This is a genomic window from Vallitalea guaymasensis, from assembly GCF_018141425.1.
Classification (GTDB): domain Bacteria; phylum Bacillota; class Clostridia; order Lachnospirales; family Vallitaleaceae; genus Vallitalea; species Vallitalea guaymasensis.
On record NZ_CP058561.1, the window covers coordinates 5,121,908 to 5,145,136 of the forward strand.

At 30.8% G+C, this 23,229-nt stretch carries 25 protein-coding genes; all 25 read left to right on the forward strand.

Annotated elements, in window-relative coordinates:
* Positions 1 to 8 precede the first annotated feature (8 nt).
* On the forward strand, positions 9 to 791 hold the full coding sequence (gene fliR / locus HYG85_RS22110; protein WP_113675202.1) for a flagellar biosynthetic protein FliR: 783 nt from the start codon (positions 9 to 11) through the stop codon (positions 789 to 791).
* A 4-nt stretch (positions 792 to 795) separates the two neighbouring features.
* Positions 796 to 1,926, forward strand: coding sequence for a flagellar biosynthesis protein FlhB (flhB, locus tag HYG85_RS22115; RefSeq protein WP_113675201.1), 1,131 nt, complete (start codon positions 796 to 798; stop codon positions 1,924 to 1,926).
* 5 nt (positions 1,927 to 1,931) lie between these two features.
* Complete coding sequence (flhA, locus tag HYG85_RS22120) at positions 1,932 to 3,974, forward strand: flagellar biosynthesis protein FlhA (protein WP_244971247.1); 2,043 nt, start codon at positions 1,932 to 1,934, stop codon at positions 3,972 to 3,974.
* The gene (gene flhF, locus HYG85_RS22125) at positions 3,971 to 5,122 is read left to right on the forward strand and encodes a flagellar biosynthesis protein FlhF (RefSeq protein WP_113675200.1); all 1,152 of its coding nucleotides are present in this window, start codon (positions 3,971 to 3,973) and stop codon (positions 5,120 to 5,122) included. Before flhA ends, flhF begins: the two co-directional genes overlap by 4 nt.
* Positions 5,123 to 5,124: 2 nt before the next feature.
* Entirely contained in the window at positions 5,125 to 6,012 is an 888-nt protein-coding gene (locus HYG85_RS22130; protein ID WP_212691471.1) for a MinD/ParA family protein, read from the forward strand.
* A 10-nt stretch (positions 6,013 to 6,022) separates the two neighbouring features.
* Positions 6,023 to 6,694 (forward strand): flagellar brake protein, encoded by a 672-nt coding sequence (locus HYG85_RS22135; RefSeq protein ID WP_212691472.1) that lies wholly within the window; start codon positions 6,023 to 6,025, stop codon positions 6,692 to 6,694.
* 13 nt (positions 6,695 to 6,707) lie between these two features.
* Positions 6,708 to 7,781 carry a protein-glutamate methylesterase/protein-glutamine glutaminase gene (locus tag HYG85_RS22140; protein ID WP_202975253.1) on the forward strand — a complete coding sequence of 358 codons (1,074 nt, stop codon included), beginning with the start codon at positions 6,708 to 6,710 and terminating at the stop codon, positions 7,779 to 7,781.
* A 1-nt stretch (position 7,782) separates the two neighbouring features.
* Positions 7,783 to 9,840 (forward strand): chemotaxis protein CheA, encoded by a 2,058-nt coding sequence (locus tag HYG85_RS22145; RefSeq protein ID WP_212691473.1) that lies wholly within the window; start codon positions 7,783 to 7,785, stop codon positions 9,838 to 9,840.
* 14 nt (positions 9,841 to 9,854) lie between these two features.
* A complete protein-coding gene (locus HYG85_RS22150) occupies positions 9,855 to 10,301 on the forward strand; it encodes a chemotaxis protein CheW (RefSeq protein WP_113675195.1) in 447 nt (148 codons plus the stop codon).
* Between the two features lie 73 nt (positions 10,302 to 10,374).
* Positions 10,375 to 10,998: a chemotaxis protein CheC gene (locus HYG85_RS22155; protein WP_113675194.1), complete on the forward strand. Its 624-nt coding sequence runs from the start codon at positions 10,375 to 10,377 to the stop codon at positions 10,996 to 10,998.
* Positions 10,999 to 11,001: 3 nt separating this feature from the next.
* Positions 11,002 to 11,487, forward strand: coding sequence for a chemotaxis protein CheD (locus tag HYG85_RS22160; RefSeq protein ID WP_113675193.1), 486 nt, complete (start codon positions 11,002 to 11,004; stop codon positions 11,485 to 11,487).
* 14 nt (positions 11,488 to 11,501) lie between these two features.
* Positions 11,502 to 11,810: a hypothetical protein gene (locus tag HYG85_RS22165; protein WP_113675192.1), complete on the forward strand. Its 309-nt coding sequence runs from the start codon at positions 11,502 to 11,504 to the stop codon at positions 11,808 to 11,810.
* Positions 11,811 to 11,830: 20 nt separating this feature from the next.
* The gene (locus HYG85_RS22170) at positions 11,831 to 12,598 is read left to right on the forward strand and encodes a FliA/WhiG family RNA polymerase sigma factor (RefSeq protein ID WP_113675191.1); all 768 of its coding nucleotides are present in this window, start codon (positions 11,831 to 11,833) and stop codon (positions 12,596 to 12,598) included.
* Positions 12,599 to 12,617: 19 nt separating this feature from the next.
* On the forward strand, positions 12,618 to 14,222 hold the full coding sequence (locus HYG85_RS22175; RefSeq protein ID WP_212691474.1) for a DUF342 domain-containing protein: 1,605 nt from the start codon (positions 12,618 to 12,620) through the stop codon (positions 14,220 to 14,222).
* Positions 14,223 to 14,251: 29 nt separating this feature from the next.
* Positions 14,252 to 14,569: a hypothetical protein gene (locus HYG85_RS22180; protein WP_212691475.1), complete on the forward strand. Its 318-nt coding sequence runs from the start codon at positions 14,252 to 14,254 to the stop codon at positions 14,567 to 14,569.
* 46 nt (positions 14,570 to 14,615) lie between these two features.
* A complete protein-coding gene (locus tag HYG85_RS22185) occupies positions 14,616 to 15,161 on the forward strand; it encodes a DUF6115 domain-containing protein (protein ID WP_212691476.1) in 546 nt (181 codons plus the stop codon).
* A 14-nt stretch (positions 15,162 to 15,175) separates the two neighbouring features.
* Positions 15,176 to 15,730, forward strand: coding sequence for a hypothetical protein (locus HYG85_RS22190; protein WP_212691477.1), 555 nt, complete (start codon positions 15,176 to 15,178; stop codon positions 15,728 to 15,730).
* Between the two features lie 137 nt (positions 15,731 to 15,867).
* Positions 15,868 to 16,602, forward strand: coding sequence for a 30S ribosomal protein S2 (rpsB, locus tag HYG85_RS22195; protein ID WP_113675186.1), 735 nt, complete (start codon positions 15,868 to 15,870; stop codon positions 16,600 to 16,602).
* 196 nt (positions 16,603 to 16,798) lie between these two features.
* The gene (gene tsf, locus HYG85_RS22200) at positions 16,799 to 17,719 is read left to right on the forward strand and encodes a translation elongation factor Ts (protein WP_212691478.1); all 921 of its coding nucleotides are present in this window, start codon (positions 16,799 to 16,801) and stop codon (positions 17,717 to 17,719) included.
* Positions 17,720 to 17,846: 127 nt separating this feature from the next.
* Positions 17,847 to 18,551: a UMP kinase gene (gene pyrH, locus HYG85_RS22205; protein WP_113675184.1), complete on the forward strand. Its 705-nt coding sequence runs from the start codon at positions 17,847 to 17,849 to the stop codon at positions 18,549 to 18,551.
* A 72-nt stretch (positions 18,552 to 18,623) separates the two neighbouring features.
* Positions 18,624 to 19,178, forward strand: coding sequence for a ribosome recycling factor (frr, locus tag HYG85_RS22210; protein ID WP_113675183.1), 555 nt, complete (start codon positions 18,624 to 18,626; stop codon positions 19,176 to 19,178).
* A gap of 115 nt (positions 19,179 to 19,293) precedes the next feature.
* Positions 19,294 to 20,016 carry an isoprenyl transferase gene (locus tag HYG85_RS22215; protein ID WP_113675182.1) on the forward strand — a complete coding sequence of 241 codons (723 nt, stop codon included), beginning with the start codon at positions 19,294 to 19,296 and terminating at the stop codon, positions 20,014 to 20,016.
* A gap of 22 nt (positions 20,017 to 20,038) precedes the next feature.
* Positions 20,039 to 20,845 carry a phosphatidate cytidylyltransferase gene (locus HYG85_RS22220; protein WP_193774714.1) on the forward strand — a complete coding sequence of 269 codons (807 nt, stop codon included), beginning with the start codon at positions 20,039 to 20,041 and terminating at the stop codon, positions 20,843 to 20,845.
* Positions 20,846 to 20,966: 121 nt separating this feature from the next.
* The gene (locus HYG85_RS22225; protein ID WP_212691479.1) at positions 20,967 to 22,109 is read left to right on the forward strand and encodes a 1-deoxy-D-xylulose-5-phosphate reductoisomerase; all 1,143 of its coding nucleotides are present in this window, start codon (positions 20,967 to 20,969) and stop codon (positions 22,107 to 22,109) included.
* A 32-nt stretch (positions 22,110 to 22,141) separates the two neighbouring features.
* A complete protein-coding gene (rseP, locus tag HYG85_RS22230; RefSeq protein WP_113675179.1) occupies positions 22,142 to 23,167 on the forward strand; it encodes an RIP metalloprotease RseP in 1,026 nt (341 codons plus the stop codon).
* The last annotated feature ends 62 nt before the right edge of the window (positions 23,168 to 23,229 follow it).

The window sequence follows — 23,229 nt, forward strand, 5'->3', positions numbered from 1 at the left end:
GATTTGCTATGGAGTTACTATTAAACGATCCTTTTACATATTTAGATATATTTTTACTTATATTTGTTAGAATGATTAGCTTTTTTATATCAGTACCTTTGTTTGGTATTAGAACCATTCCTAAAACAGCCAAGATAACTATGGCATTTTTCATGGCTGTTATTATTATAAATCTAAATCCTATGGAGATTGATGTTACAAGTGCTAGTGTTGTACCTTATGCATTGCTAGTCATTAAGGAATTCATAGTAGGATGGCTTATTGGCTTTGGAGCTTATTTAGCTTTTTCTATTATAACTCTAGCAGGACAATTAATTGACTATCAAATTGGATTTACAATGGTTAATGTTTTTGACCCATTAAGCCAAATTCAGTTAACAATTACAGGTAATCTATATTACTACTTATTATTATTGATGATGTTAGCAACAAACACGCATTTTTTTCTCATCAAAGCTTTAACAGAAAGTTTTAAATGGATACCACTTGGAAAAGCAGTATTTAGACCTGGCTTATATACATCTGTTCTATCATTTTTTACAGAGTACTTTGTCATAGCTCTAAAAATAGCTGCTCCTATGATTGGTGTTATGCTTATAATAAACGTAGTACTAGGTATATTAGCTAGAGCTACGCCACAAATGAATATGTTTGTTATCGGACTTCCACTTAAGTTGATGGTAGGATTAGTTGTTCTATTAGTTACATTATCGGTATTTCCAAATGTAAGTGGGTGGATATTTGATAGGATGTTAAGTTTTGTTGATCTGATTATAAAAGGAATGAGTTAATAAGATGGTCTTTTTTCTAGAAAAAAAAGTGGTTATAGATTATAATCTTCAATTTTTTGCTGGAAGTAATGACGGTGGAGAAAAAACTGAAAAACCAACAGAACGTAAAAGGACAAAAGCTAGAGAAGAAGGACAAGTTGCAAAAAGCATGGAAGTTACAACTGCACTAATGTTAGTAATAATGTTTTCTGCGATTAAGTTATTTACTCCTTATATATATGAAAAACTGCAAAATATGTATAAACATGTATACTCTAAATTTAAACTAGCTACTGATGAATTGACTATAAATTTTGCTGTAGATATAGTTAAATATACTCTTACTGGTATATTAGAAATCTTGCTTCCCTTTTTTGCTATTGTAGTAGCCATTGGTCTAGTTGGTAATTTCCTTCAAGTTGGATGGAAACCATCAGCAAAAACAATGAAGCCGAAATTCAATAAATTAAGTCCTTTACAAGGTTTTAAAAGACTGTTTTCATTACGGTCACTAATGGAATTGTTAAAGGCATTGCTTAAGATAAGCATAATTATAGTTATTGTTTACTTCAGTATCAAAGGGAAAGAAGATCTTATACTATTAGTGTATGATTTATCTTTGCTTGATGGATTAAAACTGATGACTGATTTAGCTCTTGATATTGGTATCAAGGTAGGAGCATTTTATATTATTGTTGCTGTAGTTGATTATATATATCAAAGATATTCTTTGGAAAAACAATTGAAGATGACAAAACAGGAAGTTAAACAGGAGTACAAAGAAACAGAAGGTAATCCAGAAATCAAATCAAAAATTCGTCAGAAAATGCGAGAGGCTTCAATGAAGAGAATGATGCAAGATTTACCTAATGCAGATGTAATTATTACGAATCCAACGCATTTTGCTGTTGCTATAAAATATGATAGTGAAGAGTCGTTAGCCCCTGTGGTAATAGCAAAGGGTGTTGATATATTAGCAGCAAAGATTAAAAGTGTAGCTATTGATAATGATATAGAAATTGTTGAGAATAAACCGTTAGCTAGGACTTTGTATTATACAGTTGATATAGGTAACGAAATACCTGCAGAGTTATATCAGACTGTAGCAGAGGTATTAGCATTTGTTTACAATCTTAAGAAAAATAAGGAGGGCTAGGCATTATGAAGATAAAAGTCGGGGACATTGCATTAGGACTATTTGTTATTCTTGCTATTGTTATAATGATAGTGCCAATGAACACTCTCCTACTAGACATATTAATCACACTTAATATTACATTAGCATTAATTATATTATTTAATGCTTTATTTGCACAAGAAGCATTGAATATGTCTTCTTTTCCAACAATGTTACTTTTTATTACTATCTATCGTTTATCATTGAACCTTTCTTCTACAAGGTCAATACTTACTAGTGGTGAAGCTGGTGATGTTATTGAAACATTTGGTAGATTCGTTGGTGGAAATGATATTGTTGTAGGAATAGTAATGTTCATCATATTAATTATTGTTCAATTCCTAGTTATAACCAAAGGTTCAGAGAGAGTATCAGAAGTATCCGCAAGATTCACTTTGGATGCTATGCCTGGTAAACAGATGGCTATAGATGCAGATCTTAACTCTGGACTTATAGATGAAATGCAGGCTAAGGAAAGAAGAACAAAAATTCAGGATGAAGCATCCTTTTATGGGGCAATGGATGGTGCTAGTAAATATGTAAAAGGTGATGCAATAACAGGTTTGATTATTACATTTATCAATATTGTAGGTGGTTTAGTCATTGGTAGTACCAGAGGAGGTCTCAGTATAAATGAAGCCTTCCAAAAGTATACAATCCTTACAATCGGAGATGGACTTGTAAGTCAGATTCCAGCTCTATTAATATCTTTGGCAACAGGTATATTAGTTACAAAAGTTTCCAAAGAGGCAGAAGTTGGAGACCAGCTAATGCAACAATTATTTTCACTTCCAAAAGTACTATATTTTAGTGGAAGTGTATTAGTGTTTTTAGGTATTTTTACACCTCTTCCTTTTTTCATAGTATCTGTAGCAGGTATTTTAGCAATTGTATCAGCTTGGAAAATGCAGAACAATATGCAAATTCAGGCAGTGGATCAGGAAATATCTACTGAGGATATTGAAGCGGAAGAGATTAGAAAACCGGAGAATGTTGTTTCTTTATTACAAGTTGATCCTATAGAGCTTGAATTTGGTTATGGGATTATTCCGCTAGCCGATGTAAATCAAGGTGGAGATTTATTAGATAGAGTAGTAATGATTAGACGTCAGATAGCTCTTGAACTTGGAACTATCGTTCCTATTATAAGATTAAGAGATAATATACAGTTGAACCCTAACCAATATATAATAAAGATAAAAGGAATTAAAGTTGCTGAAGGAGAAATTATTTTTGATCACTATATGGCAATGAATCCAGGTTTTGTTGAAGAAGAATTAGACGGAATAGAAACAGTTGAACCTGCATTTAATCTACCAGCCTTATGGATAACTGAAAACCAGAGAGAAAGAGCAGAAACTATTGGGTATACAGTAGTTGATCCCCCATCAATTATTGCTACTCATCTTACTGAAGTAATCAAGAAACATCTTGATGAACTTATGACAAGACAAGATGTACAGACTCTAATAAATAATGTCAAAGAAAGCAATCCTACATTAGTTGATGAATTGGTACCAAAATTACTTAGCGTAGGTGAAGTACAAAAAGTTCTTATGAACCTCTTGAATGAAGGAGTCTCAATAAGGGATTTAGTTACTATCTTTGAGACATTAGCTGACAATGCTATTACCAACAGAGATACTGATATATTGACTGAATATGTTAGACAAAGTCTGAAACGGGCAATATCATCCACATTTTTTGATGAAAGCGAAAGTAATAGTGTAATTACTTTGGACCCAGGTTTAGAGCAAAAGATAATGGATAGTGTAAAGAATACAGAACAAGGAACATATTTGGCGTTAGATCCAGAAATTACTGCTAAGATATTTAATTCTGTCGAGCAAGAAACCAATAAATTAAGTTCAATAGGTCGTACCCCTATATTATTAACTTCTCCTATTGTAAGAATTTATTTTAGACGCCTTACAGAAGAGCAATATCCAGATTTGCTTATATTATCTTACAATGAATTGGATGCTAATGCAGAAATACAATCAGTAGGGATGGTGAGTATTGGTTGAAAATAAAGCAATTTGAAGCAAATACAGAAAAAGAAGCTATGTTACAGGTTAAAGAAGAATTCGGCAAAGAGGCTTTAATAGTAAGTGTAAAAAACATTAAACCAAGAGGGATTTTTAAATTATTTAAACATCCATGTGTTCAAGTTACAGCAGCACTTGAAGATAAAGAAGCTGCGGCAGCAAATGAGAAACAAATTATAGACAAAACAGTATTAGAAACAGAAGAAAAATATGATAATATATATCATTCCAAATCAATAGAAAATATTGAGGATAAACTTAATAAACTTGAACAGATTATTAGAAATGGTGAAAAAGATAATAATCTAATCATTGAAAAAGAACAAGTATCTGAAAAAAACATACCGTTGATAAATCTGATTTATAGTCAATTAATTAAGAATGAAGTCAATGAAAAAGTTGCAAACAAAATAATGTTTGGACTGAATGAATCTTTATCAAAAGGTAATATAAAGATGAATGATTTAGTTTCAATAATATATAAAAGGATAATAAATGAATTAGGGGATATTGAAACTGTTGATTTCACTGGTACAGGACCTAAGATTATCACTTTTATTGGTCCTACAGGGGTTGGTAAAACAACAACAATAGCAAAACTTGCATCTTACTTTGCACTTAATAATGATAAAAGCATCGGATTAATAACTGCTGATACATATAGAATTGCTGCAGTTGAACAATTAAGAACTTTTGCAAAAATATTGAATATACCTGTTGAAGTGGTTTATAATAATGAAGATATTAAATCCGCCATTAAAAGATTTGAGGATAAAGATTTAATAATCATTGATACAGCAGGAAGATCTCATAAAAATAGTGAAAAACTAGACGATATGGAAGAACTATTAAGTCTTATTCCTAGGAATGAAGTATATTTGGTCTTAAGTGTTACAACTAAATATAAAGATTTGATAAGTATTGCTGAGAGTTATATGAATATAACAGATTTTAAAGTTATCTTTACTAAATTAGACGAGTCAATATGTGTAGGTAACATACTTAATTTTAGGTATAAGTTAGGAGTAAAGTTATCCTATGTGACATTTGGACAAAATGTACCTGATGATATAACAGAAGTTAATCCACATAACATTGCAAAAAGTTTATTAGGGGGACAAGGATAACTATGGATCAAGCTATTAACTTAAGGAATATGATGAGAAAAAAGCAGTCATTCAGTAATAAAAGTTCTTCTAAAGTAATAACTGTAACTAGTGGAAAAGGTGGAGTAGGCAAATCTAATGTATCAGTTAACCTAGCTATTAATTTCAAGAAGATGGGTAAGAGGGTGGTTATATTTGATGCAGATTTCGGACTTGCTAACATAGAAGTGATATTTGGGATTATACCTAAATACAACCTTTTTGATTTGATCTATAATGGTATGAGTATAGAAGAAGTTTTAACTTCAGGTCCCCTTGGAATAGAATTCATATCAGGTGGTTCAGGAGTGCAAGAGTTAATTAATTTATCCAAAGACCAATTGAATTTCTTGAATGAAAAATTACTGGAACTAGACCATTTAGCAGATATCATAATAATTGATACAGGCGCAGGTATATCAGATTCAGTATTAGACTTTATCGTTTCTTCCAATGAAGTTATTTTGGTAACTACACCAGAACCGACTTCAATAACTGATGCTTATGCTGTATTGAAAGCGCTGAAAAATAGAAAAAGAGAGGAATACAAATCTACAGATATTAACTTATTAGTTAATAGAGTGTCCAGCGAATCTGAAGGACTAGAAATATACAACAAACTTAATAAGGTCACCAATAAATTTTTAGGTATAGGATTAAATAATATAGGGTTTTTGCCACAAGATGGTTACTTAACAAAAGCAGTTATCCAACAAAAACCTGTATCTATATTATACCCCAGATCAAAAGTAGCAAAGGCTTTTGAAGTTGTAGCTGGAAATTTATTGAACCATAGCACTTATAAAGCTAAACAGGATGTTGGACTTAGAAGTGTTTTTAATAATTTAATGAAATTTAAAAAGAACAAATAAGGTGGTAAATATGACTCACAAAGCATTAGCATTAGGAGATAAGGTTGAAGTATCAAGATTGAAATTTAATACAAATGAAACTTATAAGAATGAAAAAGTATATGTTAGTATTATACAAGATATTAATGACGATGAAATAATAATATCTGCTCCGGTTGAAAATGGAAAAATTATTCCTCTAGAGGTAGGAGCATCTTATATCTTATCTATATATACTAAAGGTGGATTATATAAATGTAAGTCTTCAGTTAAGAATAGGTATAAGAAAAAAGAGTTACATTTGATTACAATGGAAGTTAACTCTGCAATGGAGAAAAGCCAAAGAAGACAATATTTCAGGTTGGAATGCATTCTTTCAATTCTTTTTGCAGATATAAATGAAGATACATGGAGTGAAGGACTAATTGTAGATATAAGTGGTGGAGGGTTAAGATTTACTTCTAAAAAGAAGATGGAAGCTGGATCTACATTAAAATGTAAATTAAACTTAAACAGTAAAAGCAAAGTAGATACTATAGAACTTAAAGGTAATGTAATATTATCTGATATAGTAGACTTTGAGACAATGAAATATGAAACAAGAATTATGTTTGATGATATTTCAAATGAGGACAGAGAAAAGATAATTAAATTTATCTTTGAAGAAGAGCGCAAGAGACGAAAGCGAAAAAAAGGACTGTGATGATATGGGCATAATGAAGAAAAAAATACTCGTTATTGATGACTCTGCATTCATGAGAAGAGTTATATCTGATATAATTAAAAGTGATTCTAGGTGTGAGGTAATAGGAACTGCAAAAAATGGAAAAGAAGGGATTGCAAAGATAAAGGAGTTAAATCCAGATGTTGTAACCCTTGATATTGAAATGCCGATTATGAATGGTTTACAGATGCTAGAACAACTAAAAGTTCTTAACCTTAATGTTCCAGTAATTGTAATGAGTACTTTAGCTATTGAAGGAAGACAGGAGACTATTAAAGCACTTGAACTTGGAGCAATTGATTTTGTTACTAAACCTCAAAACATATTCAAAGTCAATACAGAGGAAATGAAAAATAGGTTAATTGAAAAATTATTAATGGCAGTTAATATTAATAATTCAGGAATGGCTCAATTAAAACCTATTGAATCAATTGAAAAAAGGTCAAAACCATTCAATCAAACCAGGAAAAAAGGCTGTTTATGTAAAAATAAAATAGTTGCTATTGGTTGTTCAACTGGTGGACCTAGGGCACTTCAGTATGTCTTGCCATATTTACCTAGTAATTTAGATGCAGGGATTATTATTGTACAACATATGCCAGCAGGATTTACAAAGTCTCTAGCTGATAGACTTAATCAATTGAGTGATATACACATAAAAGAGGCTGAAGATGGTGATGTGATTGAAAATGGTACAGCTTATATTGCACCAGGTAATTACCATATGAAGGTAATCCAAGATAGCAATTGCAAGATGATTATAAGATTATCAAAAGATGAACCTCTTAGAGGACATAGGCCAGCTGTAGATGTAATGATGAATTCTTTGGTTGACGTTAATATCAAAGATCTTACAGGTGTAATCATGACAGGTATGGGAAGTGATGGAACTGAAGGTCTTGATAATCTTAAAAAAAGCCATAAGATTCATATAATCGCTCAAAATGAAGAAACATGTGTTGTATATGGAATGCCCAAAGCGGTTGTTGCTAAGGGTATTGCTGATGAAATAGTACCATTAGAATCAATATCAGACTCAATACTTAAGAAAGTGGGGGTGCTTTAATTTGGATATAAGCCAATATCTAGAAATATTTATCGAAGAATCAAAGGAACATTTACAAAGTTTAAATGAATCGTTATTGGAACTGGAAAAGAACACGGATAACGTAGAATTAATTAATGAAGTTTTTAGAGTTGCTCATACTTTGAAAGGTATGGCCGCTACAATGGGATATAAACGGATGCAGAAATTAACACATGATATGGAAAATGTGTTATCTGAAATTAGGAATGGAAGTATAAAAGTAGAAGCTAATCTACTAGATGTACTATTTCAATGTCTAGATGCATTAGAACAATATGTTGATTTAATTGTTGAATCTGGTTCAGAAGGAGACAATGATAATCAAAATATTATTGATAAGCTTAATATGATCTTGAATAATGAGGTTCAAGAGACTGATACTGCTAATAATACGGAGAGTACTAATGATACATCTGCAAAAGAAGAGACATTATCAGATTCAGAAAAAAGAAAACATCTAAATATCAATTTTACTGATTTTGAAAAAAATGCAATCAGTAAAGCGTATGAAGAAGATTTTAAGGTTTATGGAATAACCATTTATATAAGTGAAAGTTGTGTATTAAAATCAGCTAGAGCTTTTATTGTATTTAGAACCCTTGAAAAATTAGGACAAGTTATAAAGTCCTATCCTGCAGTTCAAGACATTGAAGATGAAAAATTTGATACTAATTTCTCTACCTTCATAGTAACTAAAGAGGATTCTTCTAATATTATAAAAGAATTAAGTTCCATCGCTGAAGTTACAGAAGTGTTAACAGATGAAATTAATATCCCTAGTGAACAAAAACAAGAGGTTGTAGAACAACAGACTAATGTAGCAGGTAATGATAAAAAAGCTAATAAAGAGAAGAATAATACTTCTAATAAAACCAATTTATCTAAACCAAAGACAAATAGAACTGTAAGAGTAGATATAGAAAGACTAGATACTCTTATGAATTTGGTAAGTGAGCTTATTATTATAAAAAATGGCTTAGAAACTATAGAATTAAAAAATACCAGCCAGAATTTTAATGAACAAATAGAATATCTTGAAAGGATTACGACTAATCTACATGATGCTGTAATGAAAGTCAGAATGGTTCCAATAGAACGTGTATTTAATCGTTTCCCAAGATTGATTCGTGACTTATCCAGAAAACTTAATAAAAAGATTGAATTACATATGTCTGGTGAAGAAACTGAACTAGATAGAACAGTTATAGATGAGATAGGTGATCCTTTAGTTCATTTATTAAGAAATGCAGGAGATCATGGATTAGAGACTCCAGATGTAAGGGTGAAAGCTGGCAAAGATCCAGTAGGTAATATTGACCTTAGGGCTTATCAAGATGGAAATAATGTAATTATTGAAGTTAACGATGATGGTAATGGTATTGATGTAAGTAAGATCAAGAATAAAGCTATAAGTAATGGTGTTCTATCAGCAGAACAAGCTGATAGTATGAGCGACCAAGAGATAATTGAATTATTATTCAGACCTAGTTTCAGTACTGCAGAAAAAATATCAGATGTATCTGGCAGGGGTGTAGGTCTAGACGTAGTCAAGACTAAAATAGAGGCTCTTGGTGGTGATATTGAAGTTAAGACTGAACTTGGCAAGGGTAGTAAGTTTATTATTAGACTTCCTCTTACACTTGCTATTATACAAGCTCTAATGGTTAATCTTGGTGAAGAAAAATATGCAATACCTCTAAACACTATTCAAAATATAGAAGATGTATTAATTTCTGATATCAAATACATTCAAAACCAAGAGGTCATTAATCTTAGAGGTCATGTAATACCAATTATAAGGCTACATGATAAATTAGATATTCCAAGTGTTGATGCAGAAAAAGATTCTTTAACAGTAGTTATTGTAAATAAAGGAGAAAAACAAGCAGGAATAGTAGTTGATTCTCTAATTGGACAACAAGAGATAGTAATTAAAACACTAGGTAAATATTTAACTAATATCAAATTGATTGCAGGAGCTACTATACTTGGTGATGGTGAGGTTGCATTAATTTTGGATGTCAATTCATTAGTATAATAGGAGGGCCTAAAATGGAAGAAAATAAAAATCAAGAGTTAATACAATTTATAGTTGCAAAAATTGGTCATGAACAATACGGAGTTAATATACAATTTGTACATAATATTGAAAGAATGTTGAAAGTTACTAGAGTTCCAAAAGCACCATACTATATAAAAGGTGTTATTAATCTAAGAGGAGATATTATTCCTGTAATGAGTTTAAGGTTGAAATTTGGGCTAGAACCAGATGAGTATACCAATAACACAAGAATCATTATAGTAAAATTAGATGGTAATCCAATGGGACTTATTGTTGATGAAGTAAAAGAAGTCATAAACTTGACTGAAGAAGATATTGAAAAAATATCAAAAGATTCCAATGACGAGAAATCAAATTATGTTCAAGGTGTTGGTAAGATAGGAAAAGAATTAGTAACACTACTTAATATTGATGGCTTAATAAATACTAATGATTAAACGACTAAACTGACTAGATATAATAGACAAAAATGAATGTTTCATGTCTTATGTGAAGGGATTGGATATTTTAATGGATAATATTAATATTGATACTTTAGATAATATACAGCTGGATGTTTTAAGAGAAATTGGTAATATTGGGGCAGGTAATGCTACAACTGCCCTCTCTCAAATGATTAACAAAAAAATTGATATGGGAGTACCTAAGGTTAATATATCTGAATTCAAGGAACTATCAGAGGTATTAGGCGGTGCTGAAAATCAAGTTGTTGGAATACTTCTTAATGTTGAAGGTGAAATCAATGGAATGATGATGTTTGTACTTGAGAAAGTATCGGCACATAATTTAGTTAATATTCTTATGGGAAAAGAACTAAATACTTTTGAAGATTTTACTGAAATAGATTTATCCGCTTTGAAAGAAATAGGAAATATTATAACTGGTGCATACTTAAATTCATTATCATCATTAACTAATTTGAAAATCATATCATCTATACCATATATGGCTATTGACATGGCTGGAGCAATACTGAGCGTACCTGCTATTGAATTCGGTAAAATTGGGGACAAAGCATTATTAATACAAACAGAATTTGGCGAAGGTGAGGATAAAGTATTCGGTAACTTTATATTGATTCCTGATGTTAAATCCTATGGGACAATATTAAAATCTCTAGGGATAACAGAATAATATATGGATGAGAAAATAAAGGTTGGGATGGCAGACCTTAATGTCTGTGCTTCCCCAGGTATACTGACAACGCTTGGACTAGGTTCATGTGTAGGTATTGTGCTATATGATCCAATCAAGAAGGTTGGAGGACTTGCACATATTATGCTACCCGATAGTACTCAGATAAAAAACAATAGCAATTTGGCTAAATTTGCGGACACTGGTATAAAAAAATTAATTGATGATATGACTAGATTAGGTGCCAACAAGAATCGACTTGTAGCAAAGTTGGCAGGAGGAGCACAGATGTTCTCATTTAAGAGCAGCAATGATTTGATGAGAATAGGTGAAAGAAATGTTGAGGCGTCAGTTAAGATGTTGAAAACGTTAGGAATCAAGGTCCTTTCACAGGATACAGGTGAAAACTATGGTAGAACAATAGAATTTTATACAGAAAACGGAGATTTATTAATTAAAACAATTGGTAAAGACATAAAAATCATATAAGGATGGTAAGCAACATGGTTAGAAATTTACGTATCATAATAATGCTTATAGCAGGTATTATTGTTTGTATACTAGGTTTAATGAATAGATATGATATCAAAACACTAACTATTACAATGATTATCGTTTTAGCTATATTTTTCATCTTAGGTTCTATCATACAAAAAATAATCAATAGGTTATATGCACAGGTAGATAAGAGAGAGAAAGAAAAGAAGCTTAACGAACTAAATAAAAAATTAGAAGAAATCGATAATAAAGATGACGATAATGAAGAAATAGAAGATGATAATGAACCCGTAGAAGATGATAAAATAGACTAAAAACTTTAACGGAGGCTAAAATGGATGAGAAGAGTAGGGTAATATTATGGCAAAAGTATTCAAAAGAAAAATCATTTGATATAAAAGAAAAGTTAATCATAGAATATGCACAATTGGTTAAGGTTGTGGCTGGTAGGCTAAATATGTATCTTGGTAATAATGTTGAATACGAAGATCTTGTAGGTTATGGTGTTTTTGGTCTAATTGATGCAATAGACAAATTTAATTTTGAAAAGGGAGTCAAGTTCGAGACTTATGCCTCACTTAGAATTAGAGGTGCTATATTAGACAACATAAGACGTATGGACTGGATTCCAAGATCACTTAGGAAAAAACAAAAATTAATAGACAATGCTAACTCCAAATTGGAAAATGATCTAGGGCGATTAGCTACTGATGAAGAAATAGCTTGTGAGCTTGATATAACTCTAAAAGAATATAAAAAGTGGTTGAATCAAACGAAGTTATTGACCTTAACATCACTTGAAGAATATATTGAGCAAGGAAGCGAAATTAGAATTGAGCCTATGAACAAATCTAGATATACGCAGCCTGAAAGAGTTGTTGAGAAAAATGAACTTAAGGAAATTCTAGCTGAGGTTATTGATAATTTATTGGAAAATGAAAAGCGGGTTATAGTTTTATACTATTTTGAAGAACTAACGTTAAAAGAAATAAGTCAGATTTTAGGGGTATCTGAGTCAAGGGTATCTCAGATACATACTAAGGCACTAAAAAAATTAAAAATAAAGTTGGGTAATAACATGGAACTTTTAGCAGGTTTCTAGTTTCTGGGGGAGTGATAATATGGATACCAATATTTATGATGGATATTTTAATTTATTAAACAAAGAAGATGGTTTGTATATTAAGTTGTTTCCAAGTAAGGATAATGGAAAGAACATAGAACTAGACGACATAGTTACAACTTTGGAGAACAAGAATATAATTAACTTCGATAAAGATCTATTAATGAAAGAATTAAATTCTTTAGAAGAAACAAAAGAATTCAAAATATCCGATTCTATCATAGATACAATTAATGAGACTATGGATATAAATGTTTCTATGGATAAATTAAGTGTTTATATTAGATTTTATCATCCTGTCGGAGAGGGGAAAACTCTATCAAGTGAAGATATAGCTAGGAAATTGAAAGAGAAAAACATTGTTTTTGGAATAGAGCATGAAAAAATCGAATTAATTGCTAATAACAAGAAATACAATCAAGATATATTAATAGCAAAAGGATTAAAGCCTATAGAAGGAAAAGATGGCAGAATAGAATATCTATTTGATACAGAGAAAAAATTAAAACCTCATATGAATAATGATGGTACTGTAGATTACCATAAGCTTAATCTCATAACTAATGTTGTTAGTGGAGATGAATTGGCAAGGTTAATACCAGAAGAAGAGGGGATAATTGGTAAAAATGTATACGGAGATGAAATACAACCACCAAAAGTAAAAGCTAAAAAATTATATTTTGGTAAGAATACAAAAGTAAGAGAGAATACATTATATGCCATAAAAGATGGACAAGTTAAACTTGATGATGGAAAAGTATTAGTTCTAGATTATCTTGAGATTCCTGGTAATGTTGATAATTCTACTGGAGACATTGAATTTTTTGGTACTATTCTTGTACGTGGTAATGTGCTTACTGGATATACTGTTAAAGCCAAAGGTGATGTTGAAGTTAGCGGCGTAGTTGAAGGTGCACATATTGTTGCTGATGGTAATATTGTTCTCCATAGAGGAATACAAGGAATGGATAGAGGGATTATTGAAGCAAAAGGTAACGTTATGGCTAAATATATTGAAAATAGCAAAGTAACAGCAGGTGGATGCATACACTCTGATGCTATTCTACACAGTGAGGTTTCTTGTAAAGGTAATATTTTAGTAGATGGTAAAAAAGGATTGATATCAGGCGGAACAGTAAGATCAGGTGTAGAAGTCAGTGCTAAAGTGATTGGGTCTCATATGGGAACAGTAACTACCATAGATGTAGGTGTTGACCCGACATATATTGATGAATTTAACGAGTTACAAAAAGATATTAAGCAATTAACAAAAGAAGAACTTAAATTGACTCAGATAATAAATCTGTTGAATAAGAAAAAAAGGATTAGCGGAAATCTTGATGAAGAAAAAAAAGAGATGTTAAGATCAGCTACTAGAAGTAAAATATTTGTAAGTAACAAATTAGCTACCAGCAGGAAAAGATACGGTGAGATGGTTGACAATATTGATAATAAGAATATAGGTAAAGTTAAAGTAATAGGTAATATTTATCCTGGTGTCAGGGTATCTATTGGTAATGTGAAATATTATGTAAGAAAAGATATTAAATATTGTGTTATGTATCAAGATGGTGCCGATATAAAAGTTGCAAGTTATAATTAAATAAGAAAGATATAAGAGGAGGTAATACTATGTCAATAAGACCTCTAGATATGCAAGTCATGTTACCTAAGACTCAAGAGATTGCAAATATTAAACATCTTGACCAGCAGAAAGCTAATATAAATCAACACAATATAGCTCATTCCATGGAGAGTAAAGTTGAGAATGAGACTAAAAATGTTGTCAAATCCAATGAAAATGAAAAGGCATACTCTAGACCAGATGCCAAGAAAAAAGGTAATAACAAGTACCAAAATAATAAGAAGAAAAAAGATAATAAAAAAGAAGGCTCTGATAAAGGCAAGAAAAATCATGTTGGAAGAACAAAAATAGATATTAGGATATAATCATTAAATGAAGCGTAATATAAAAAATAATAAGAGGTAAACCTACATGGATAACATAAACATACTTGTGATAATTTCTATAATGATAGGAATCATATTTATAATATTGAGTTTTGTATTCAAAGATAAAGCGGAGAAAAATGAAACTGATGATAAAGTTGAAGACCTTGTATCAACTGACGAAGAAGCAGAAAAAATAGACTTTGATAAAGATCAGGTGATGGAAGAGATAAGTAATAAAATCCTAGAGCTGAATGATTATTCTAGCTTTATTAAGCAAGAATTGAATGATAAACATAAGGAATTACTGTTTTTATATCAATTGATAAATGAAAAAGAAAAAAACATGAAAAAACTATCAAATATCAATAATATAAAAAAAGAAGAGAAACACCAGCAGGTTATTGTAGATACTCCAAAACAATTAGATTCAAAAAACATATCAAAGGATATAAGAGATAAAAATGATGAAATACATAATCTACATAGAAATGGATATTCTGTAACAGATATAGCAAAAGTTATGGGACTAGGTAGAGGAGAAGTGAAATTAATATTAGAATTGGGTGTAACAAAAGAAAACAAAAATTAACTTGAGGTGCTTAGATGAATAAACATAAATATTTTTTTAGAGGTGTGGGTATAACTTTAATAATAACTGCATCAATATTCTACTTTGTAGGATTAAACATCACTAAGAAAACAACAGAAGTCATAACTGAAGAGGAAATAATATTAAGAGCCAAAGAACTAGGCATGATAGATAAAGGACAGATGGATACTGAAAAAGAAAAATTGACAGATAAAGAAATAATTGATAGAGCAACTAAATTAGGCATGGTATTTGAAGAAACCGATAAAGCCTGCAATGAAGAAGATGTAGTAAATGAAGGAACTGAAGAAATTGAAGAAGAGGAACAAAAAGAAATTGAGAATGATGAAGAATCACAAGAGAGTGATACTGTTAAGATAAAAATAAAGTATGGAATGGGTTCAGATGAAGTAGCAGAATTATTGTTTGATAATAAGGTTGTAGATGATGCCTTGGAGTTTGACAAATTTCTAATGCAAAACAAATTGGCTCATAGAATAAAGATAGGTACATATGATTTCAAAATAGACAGTACTTATGAAGAAGTAATGAAAATTTTTACAAATTAGCTTGATTAATTTTTTGTATTGTGATATACTAGCAATCGTGAAAAAACACGTATTCAGATTTTTAGAAAGGTGCCTAACAGGTATTCTAAGAAGATGAAGAATGCGGAAGAAAAAAACCAAAATTATGGAGGTATAACATGAGCGTTATTTCAATGAAACAATTGTTAGAAGCTGGTGTTCATTTCGGACATCAAACAAGAAGATGGAATCCTAAAATGGCTGAGTATATTTATACTGAGAGAAATGGAATTTACATCATTGATTTACAAAAAACAGTAGGTAAAGTAGACGATGCTTATAATGCTATCAAAGAAGTAGTAGCAGATGGTGGTAATGTATTGTTTGTTGGTACTAAAAAACAAGCTCAAGATGCAATTAAGGTTGAATCAGAACGTTGTGGAATGTTCTATGTTAACCAAAGATGGTTAGGTGGAATGTTAACTAACTTCAAAACTATTCAAGCAAGAATTGGAAGACTTAAGAACTTAGAGAAAATGCAAGAAGATGGTACATTTGATTTATTACCTAAAAAAGAAGTTATTAAGTTAAAGCATGAAATGGAAAAACTTGAAAAGAACCTTGGTGGTATCAAGGAAATGAAAGATATTCCTGACATTATGTTTATAGTTGATCCAAGAAAAGAAAAAATTGCTATCCAAGAAGCTCATATCTTAGGTATACCTATTGTATCAATAGTAGATACAAACTGTGATCCTGAAGAAGTTGATTATGTAATCCCTGGTAATGATGATGCTATTAGAGCGGTTAAGTTAATTGTTTCTAAGATGGCAGATGCTGTTATTGAAGCTAACCAAGGAGCACAAGATAATATAGAAGAAGCTGCAAAAGAAGCAGAAGCAAACGAAAAATAGTAATTAATAATATGCTTCAACCAGCTACTATGGTTGAAGCATTTATTGTATATTTCAAAATATGTATTGAGTATCTCTATTATGTTAATAATTTATAATAGTAAAAACAATGCATTATTGAAATTATAATATATATGGTATTAATAAAATGCGATAAAAGTACGAATATAATAAATTGAATATGGAGGGTGTAAACATGGCAGTAACTGCTAGTATGGTAAAAGAGTTAAGAGAAAGAACTGGTGCTGGAATGATGGATTGTAAGAAAGCATTAGTAGAAAATAATGAAGATATGGAAAAAGCTGTTGAATTCCTAAGAGAAAAAGGATTAGCAAAAGCAGCTAAAAAAGCTGGAAGAATCGCAGCAGAAGGATTAGTAGCAGCATATGTATCAGAAGATAATAAAGTTGCTTCAATCGTAGAAGTTAACAGTGAAACTGACTTCGTTGCTAAAAATGATACTTTCAAAAGTTATGTTGCAGATGTTGCAACTGCAGCTTCTAACACAGAAGCAAAAGATATTGATGGATTCTTAAATGATGCTTGGGTAAATGATACAAGCAAAACTGTAAAAGATGTTTTAACAGAGCAAATAGCAGTAATCGGCGAGAATATGAATATCAGAAGATTTGAAAAGTACATGGCTGATGGAAGTTTTATTACATCTTATATCCATGCTGGAGGAAAAATTGGTGTATTAGTAGAAATGAATGGAGAAGCTAATGAAGCCACTTTAGAATGTGCTAAAAACATTGCAATGCAAATTGCTGCTGTATCTCCAAAATACATTTCAAGAGATCAAGTAGATGCTGATTACATTGAAAAAGAAAAAGAAATCTTAAAACAACAAGCTAAGAACGAAAATCCTGACAAGCCAGATAATATCATTGAAAAAATGATTATTGGTCGTGTTAATAAGATGATGAAAGAAATCTGTTTATTAGACCAACAATATGTAAAAGATGGCGACTTAAATGTTTCTAAATACATTGCTTCAGTTGCAAAAGAAACTGGAGTAGAATTATCAATTAAGAGATATGTACGTTTCCAAACTGGTGAAGGTTTAGAAAAAAGAGAAGAAAATTTTGCTGAAGAAGTTGCTAAGCAAATGCAATAATATGAATTTTCATATGTAAGTTAAATAAAAGGAAACACTTAGTGTTTCCTTTTTTTAAAGAAATGAATATTTTATACTAGTAAAAATTACTAGTTTGTGATAAATTAATAGATAGAGGTGTTTTTATATGTCAAAGTATAACAGAGTGTTACTAAAATTAAGCGGAGAAGCCCTTTCTGGTGGAAAAGGCACAGGATTCGATGAAAAAACAGTATTAATGGTAGCTAACCAAATCAAGGACATAGTAAGTAAAGGTAATCAAGTGGCTATAGTAATTGGTGGAGGTAACTTCTGGAGAGGTAGAAGCAGCAGGGATATGGATAGAACTAAATCAGACCAAATTGGGATGATGGCTACAGTTATGAATTCATTGTATATGGCAGAAATACTAAGAACCCTAGGCATGAAAAGCGTTGTACAAACACCTTTTAAAGTAGGAACAGTGACAGAAGAATTTTCTAAAGACAAAGCACTAGAACATTTAACAAATAATGAGGTTGTTTTATTTGCAGGAGGTACGGGACATCCATATTTCTCAACAGATACAGCAGCAGCCTTACGAGCTATTGAAACGGAATGTGATGTTATATTGCTTGCCAAAAATATTGACGGTGTATACGATTGTGACCCTAATCAGAACGCAAATGCTAAGAAATATGATAAATTAACTTATAATGATGTAGTTTCAAAAGGATTAAATGTCATTGATATGACAGCTGCGATAATGTGTATGGAGCAAAATGTTCCAATGCTTGTATTTTCTTTAGCTGAAGAAGACAGCATTAAGAATGCTATGGAAGATAACATAAAAGGTACATTTATAACAGTATAAGTTATACCCATAAATAGTCAATATCCTGCTATTTATATAGTATAACTAATGATAATAATAGGAGGAGATAAAATGTTAGAAGAAATTAAAAAATACGAAGACAAAATGCAAAAGACCATTAAAGCATTAGAGAATGAGTATAATGCAATTAGAGCTGGAAGAGCTAATCCACATGTACTTGATAAAATTACTGTTGAATATTATGGACAGGCAACACCTCTTCAACAAGTAGGAAATGTTTCTGTACCAGAGCCTAGAATGATTCAAATACAACCATGGGACTCTAGTATGATGAAAGAAATTGAAAAAGCGATACTTGCATCTGATGTAGGAATCACTCCTAACAATGACGGTAAAGTTATTAGATTAGTATTCCCAGAACTTACTGAAGAAAGAAGAAAATCTCTAACTAAAGACGTTAAGAAAAAAGGAGAAGAAGCTAAAGTAGCTGTTAGAAATATTAGAAGAGATGCTTTAGACAAATTCAAAAAGCAGCTTAAGAATCATGAAATAACAGAAGATGATTTGAAAGATTATGAAACTGATATGCAAAAATTAACAGATAAATATGTAAAAGATATAGATGTACATGTAGAAAATAAGACTAAAGAAATATTAACAGTTTAGAGACTGTTTTGGTTTACCCCTCTATATGAGGGGTTGTTTTTAATCTTATGGAAAGTCATGATTTTATGTATATGATATAGAAAAAGATTCTTTTGAATGAGAGGAATTGTTGTTTATGGTAGTTGACAGTAACTATAATGTTCCAAGACATGTAGCAATTATAATGGATGGTAATGGTAGATGGGCAATGGCAAAAGGAAAAAAAAGACAATACGGTCATAGACAAGGTTCTAAAACATTAGAAACTATTTGTAAGCAAGCTTATGACATAGGTATAGAGTATATAACAGTATATGCTTTTTCCACTGAAAATTGGTCAAGACCAAAAGAAGAAATAGATAATTTGATGAATTTGTTAAGGCAGTACTTAAAAAGTAGTTTGAAAAATGCTAGCAGAGATAATATAAAAGTGAGAGTAATAGGGGATAAAAATGGACTAGATAATGATATTATCACTAGTATTGAAAGATTGGAAGAAGGATCAAAAAACAACACAGGATTACAATTACAGATTGCTCTGAATTATGGTGGACGTGATGAAATTGTAAGAATGACAAAAAGGATAGTTTCTGACTTTGAAAATAATAACATTAATATAAATACCATTAATCAAAAAACAATAGAGAGGTATCTTGATACAAGAGATATACCTGACCCGGATCTACTAATAAGAACAAGTGGTGAAATGAGAATAAGTAACTTCTTGCTTTGGCAATTAGCATATACAGAGTTTTACTTTGTTCAAAAACATTGGCCAGACTTTACTATTGAAGATTTGAAAGATGCTATAGCGTATTATAGTAATATTGAACGAAGGTATGGCAAAGTCAAAGAATAATAGAAAGAAGGGAATGGGTACAATGAAAACGAGAATAATATCATCTATTATAGCGTTACCTATATTATTGATTCCTTTAATATTTGGAGGTAAAATACTAATACTTGTATTATTTTTAGTATCATTGCTAGGTCTTTATGAGTTTTATAGAGCATATAAAATTGATTGCTTAGGGCTTAAGTTATTTGGATATATTGCATCGCTGATGTATTATTTATTATTAATATTTGATAGAAGTGAATATCTGGGTGAACTTTATGGAATATTCTTCTTAATGTTATTAATAAGTTATGTATTTGTTTATCCCAAATATGATCTGAAAGATATTATGACTATTTTTATTGGCTTTTTCTATGTAGTTTATCTTTTATCATATATATTATTAGTAAGAAGCAATGAGGCTTATGGTTCTTGGATGATATGGTTAATATTTATTGTTGCTTTTGGTAGTGATACAGTGGCCTATTTTGTTGGAGTTAATTTTGGTAAACATAGGTTAGCAGAAAAACTGAGTCCCAAAAAAAGTATTGAAGGTTCTATTGGCGGTATTGTTGGAGCTACGGTTTTTTCAGTTATTTATGGTATCATATTACTTAATATTGGTGAATTGACAGATCCTATAAAACTAATACCTTTTATATTTATTGGAGGAATTGGTTCTGTATTATCACAAATAGGAGATTTAGCTGCATCAGCTATGAAAAGACAGAACAACATAAAAGATTTTGGTACTATTATGCCAGGTCATGGAGGTATATTAGATAGATTGGATAGTATAATCTTCACGGCACCTTTTGTATATTATATTATGAAATTTTTTATTATGTAGTTTTTAAGTGCTAATCAATTTTTTATAATATTATTGGATTAAAAGAAATAATTAATTATATAAAAAAATATATTAAATATATAAATCAAATATAGTAGGTTATTTGGAAGAGGAGAATAAATTGAAAAAGATATCTATTCTAGGGTCCACTGGCTCAATTGGTAAACAGACAATTGATATTGTTTGTAAGCAGAATGACATACAGATATTAGGGTTGACTGCAAATACCAATATAGATTTATTAGAGAAACAGATTGAATTGGTAAAACCACAAGTAGTAGCAGTAATGGATGAACAAAAAGCTTCTATACTCAAAAAAAAGATTGGAAGCAAAGTAGAAGTATTAAGCGGAATGGATGGACTCATTAGAGTTGCTACCTTAGAGAAGGTTGATATAGTTGTTACAGCTGTAGTAGGTATGATAGGTATCAGACCTACGGTTGAAGCCATAAAAGCATCCAAAGATATAGCTTTAGCTAATAAAGAGACATTGGTTACAGCTGGTCAAATAATTATGGATTTGATAAAAGAATATAAAGTAAATATTTTTCCAGTGGATAGTGAACATTCTGCTATATTTCAATCCTTAAAAGGAGAGAATAAAAAAGAAGTTAGCAAAATTTTGTTAACAGCTTCAGGAGGACCATTCAGAGGGAAAAATACAGAACAATTAAAGGATATAACTAAAGCGCAAGCACTTAATCATCCTAATTGGTCAATGGGTCCTAAAATAACAATTGATTCAGCTACACTTATGAATAAAGGACTAGAAGTTATAGAAGCAAAATGGCTTTTTGATGTAGCACCTGATCAGATTCAAGTTGTTGTGCATCCACAAAGCATTATTCATTCAATGGTAGAATATAATGATGGTTCAGTGATTGCACAATTAGGTGTTCCAGATATGAGGATTCCAATACAATACGCTCTCAATTATCCTAGGCGGGTAGAGAATAATATTAGGAAACTTGATTTATTTAAAGTAGCTAGTTTGACATTTGAAGAGCCTGATATCAAAACCTTCAGATGTCTTGAATTAGCTTATAGAGCACTTGAAGAAGGTGGTTCTATACTATCAGTATTAAATGCAGCTAATGAATTAGCAGTAAAAAAATTTTTAGAAGACAAAGTAAGATTTCTTGAAATTCCTGAAATAATTGAATATGCTATGGATAAACATTGTAATATAAAAAATCCATCACTAACAAATATTTTTGAAGCAGAAAAAGAAACTTATGAGATTATTGAAAGTAAATGGGGATAGAGAGTAAATAATGGAAAGGAATGAATGGTTATATGAATATTGTTGTTGCAATCTTGATATTTGGGTTGCTTGTTCTTGTACATGAGTTAGGTCACTTCCTTGCGGCAAGAAAAAATGGCATACTTGTTGAAGAGTTTGCCATTGGTATGGGACCAAAACTTGTCGGTATAAAAAGAGGAGATACGTTATACTCTATTAGGTTGTTACCTTTTGGTGGGTATTGTAAAATGCTTGGTGAAGATGAAGCGGTTGAAGATGATCCTAGAGCCTTTTCTAACAAATCAGTTGGAGCAAGGATTGTCGTTGTTGTAGCTGGTGCTGCTTTTAACATTTTATTAGCTTTTCTTTTCGCTTGTATAATTGTTGGTAATATGGGTGATTACACTACTACTGTTGATAAGGTAACAGAAGGTTCCCCTGCATATGAAGCAGGGATGCAACCAGGAGATAGGATAGTAAAAATAGATAATCATAATATTGTATCATACGATGAAATAGGTTTATATATAAATCTGAAAAAAGGTGAGAATCTAGATATAACCTATAAAAGAGATGGAAAGACTTACGTAGCTAATATAAAGCCTGTTGAACAAGACGGTAGACATTTAATTGGTATTTCACCTGCCAAAATGAATCAAGGTAATATTCTCCAAATCATAAAATATGGATTTATTAAAGTTATATTCTGGATTAAGACAGTATTTATAAGTTTAGGTATGATTTTTAGAGGAGAAGTGACTAGACAGGACTTTGGTGGACCTGTAAGAATCATTTCAGAGATAAGTAAAGGTTATACTGAAAGCGTTAAATATGGTATAAAACAAGTATTCATGACTATATCATCCTATATTGTTTTGTTAAGTGCCAACCTTGGGGTTATGAATTTATTACCTTTACCAGCTCTTGATGGAGGAAGACTAGTGTTTCTACTAATAGAGGCAATAAGGAAAAAACCTATTAATCGAGAAAAAGAAGCATATGTCAACTTTATTGGATTTGTATTATTAATGGTATTGATGGTATTTATGTTATTTAATGACTTTAGTAATGTATTTTAAATAGAATAATAATCTGTATAAATAATCTAAGGGTCTATCTTAATATTGATGTAATATATATT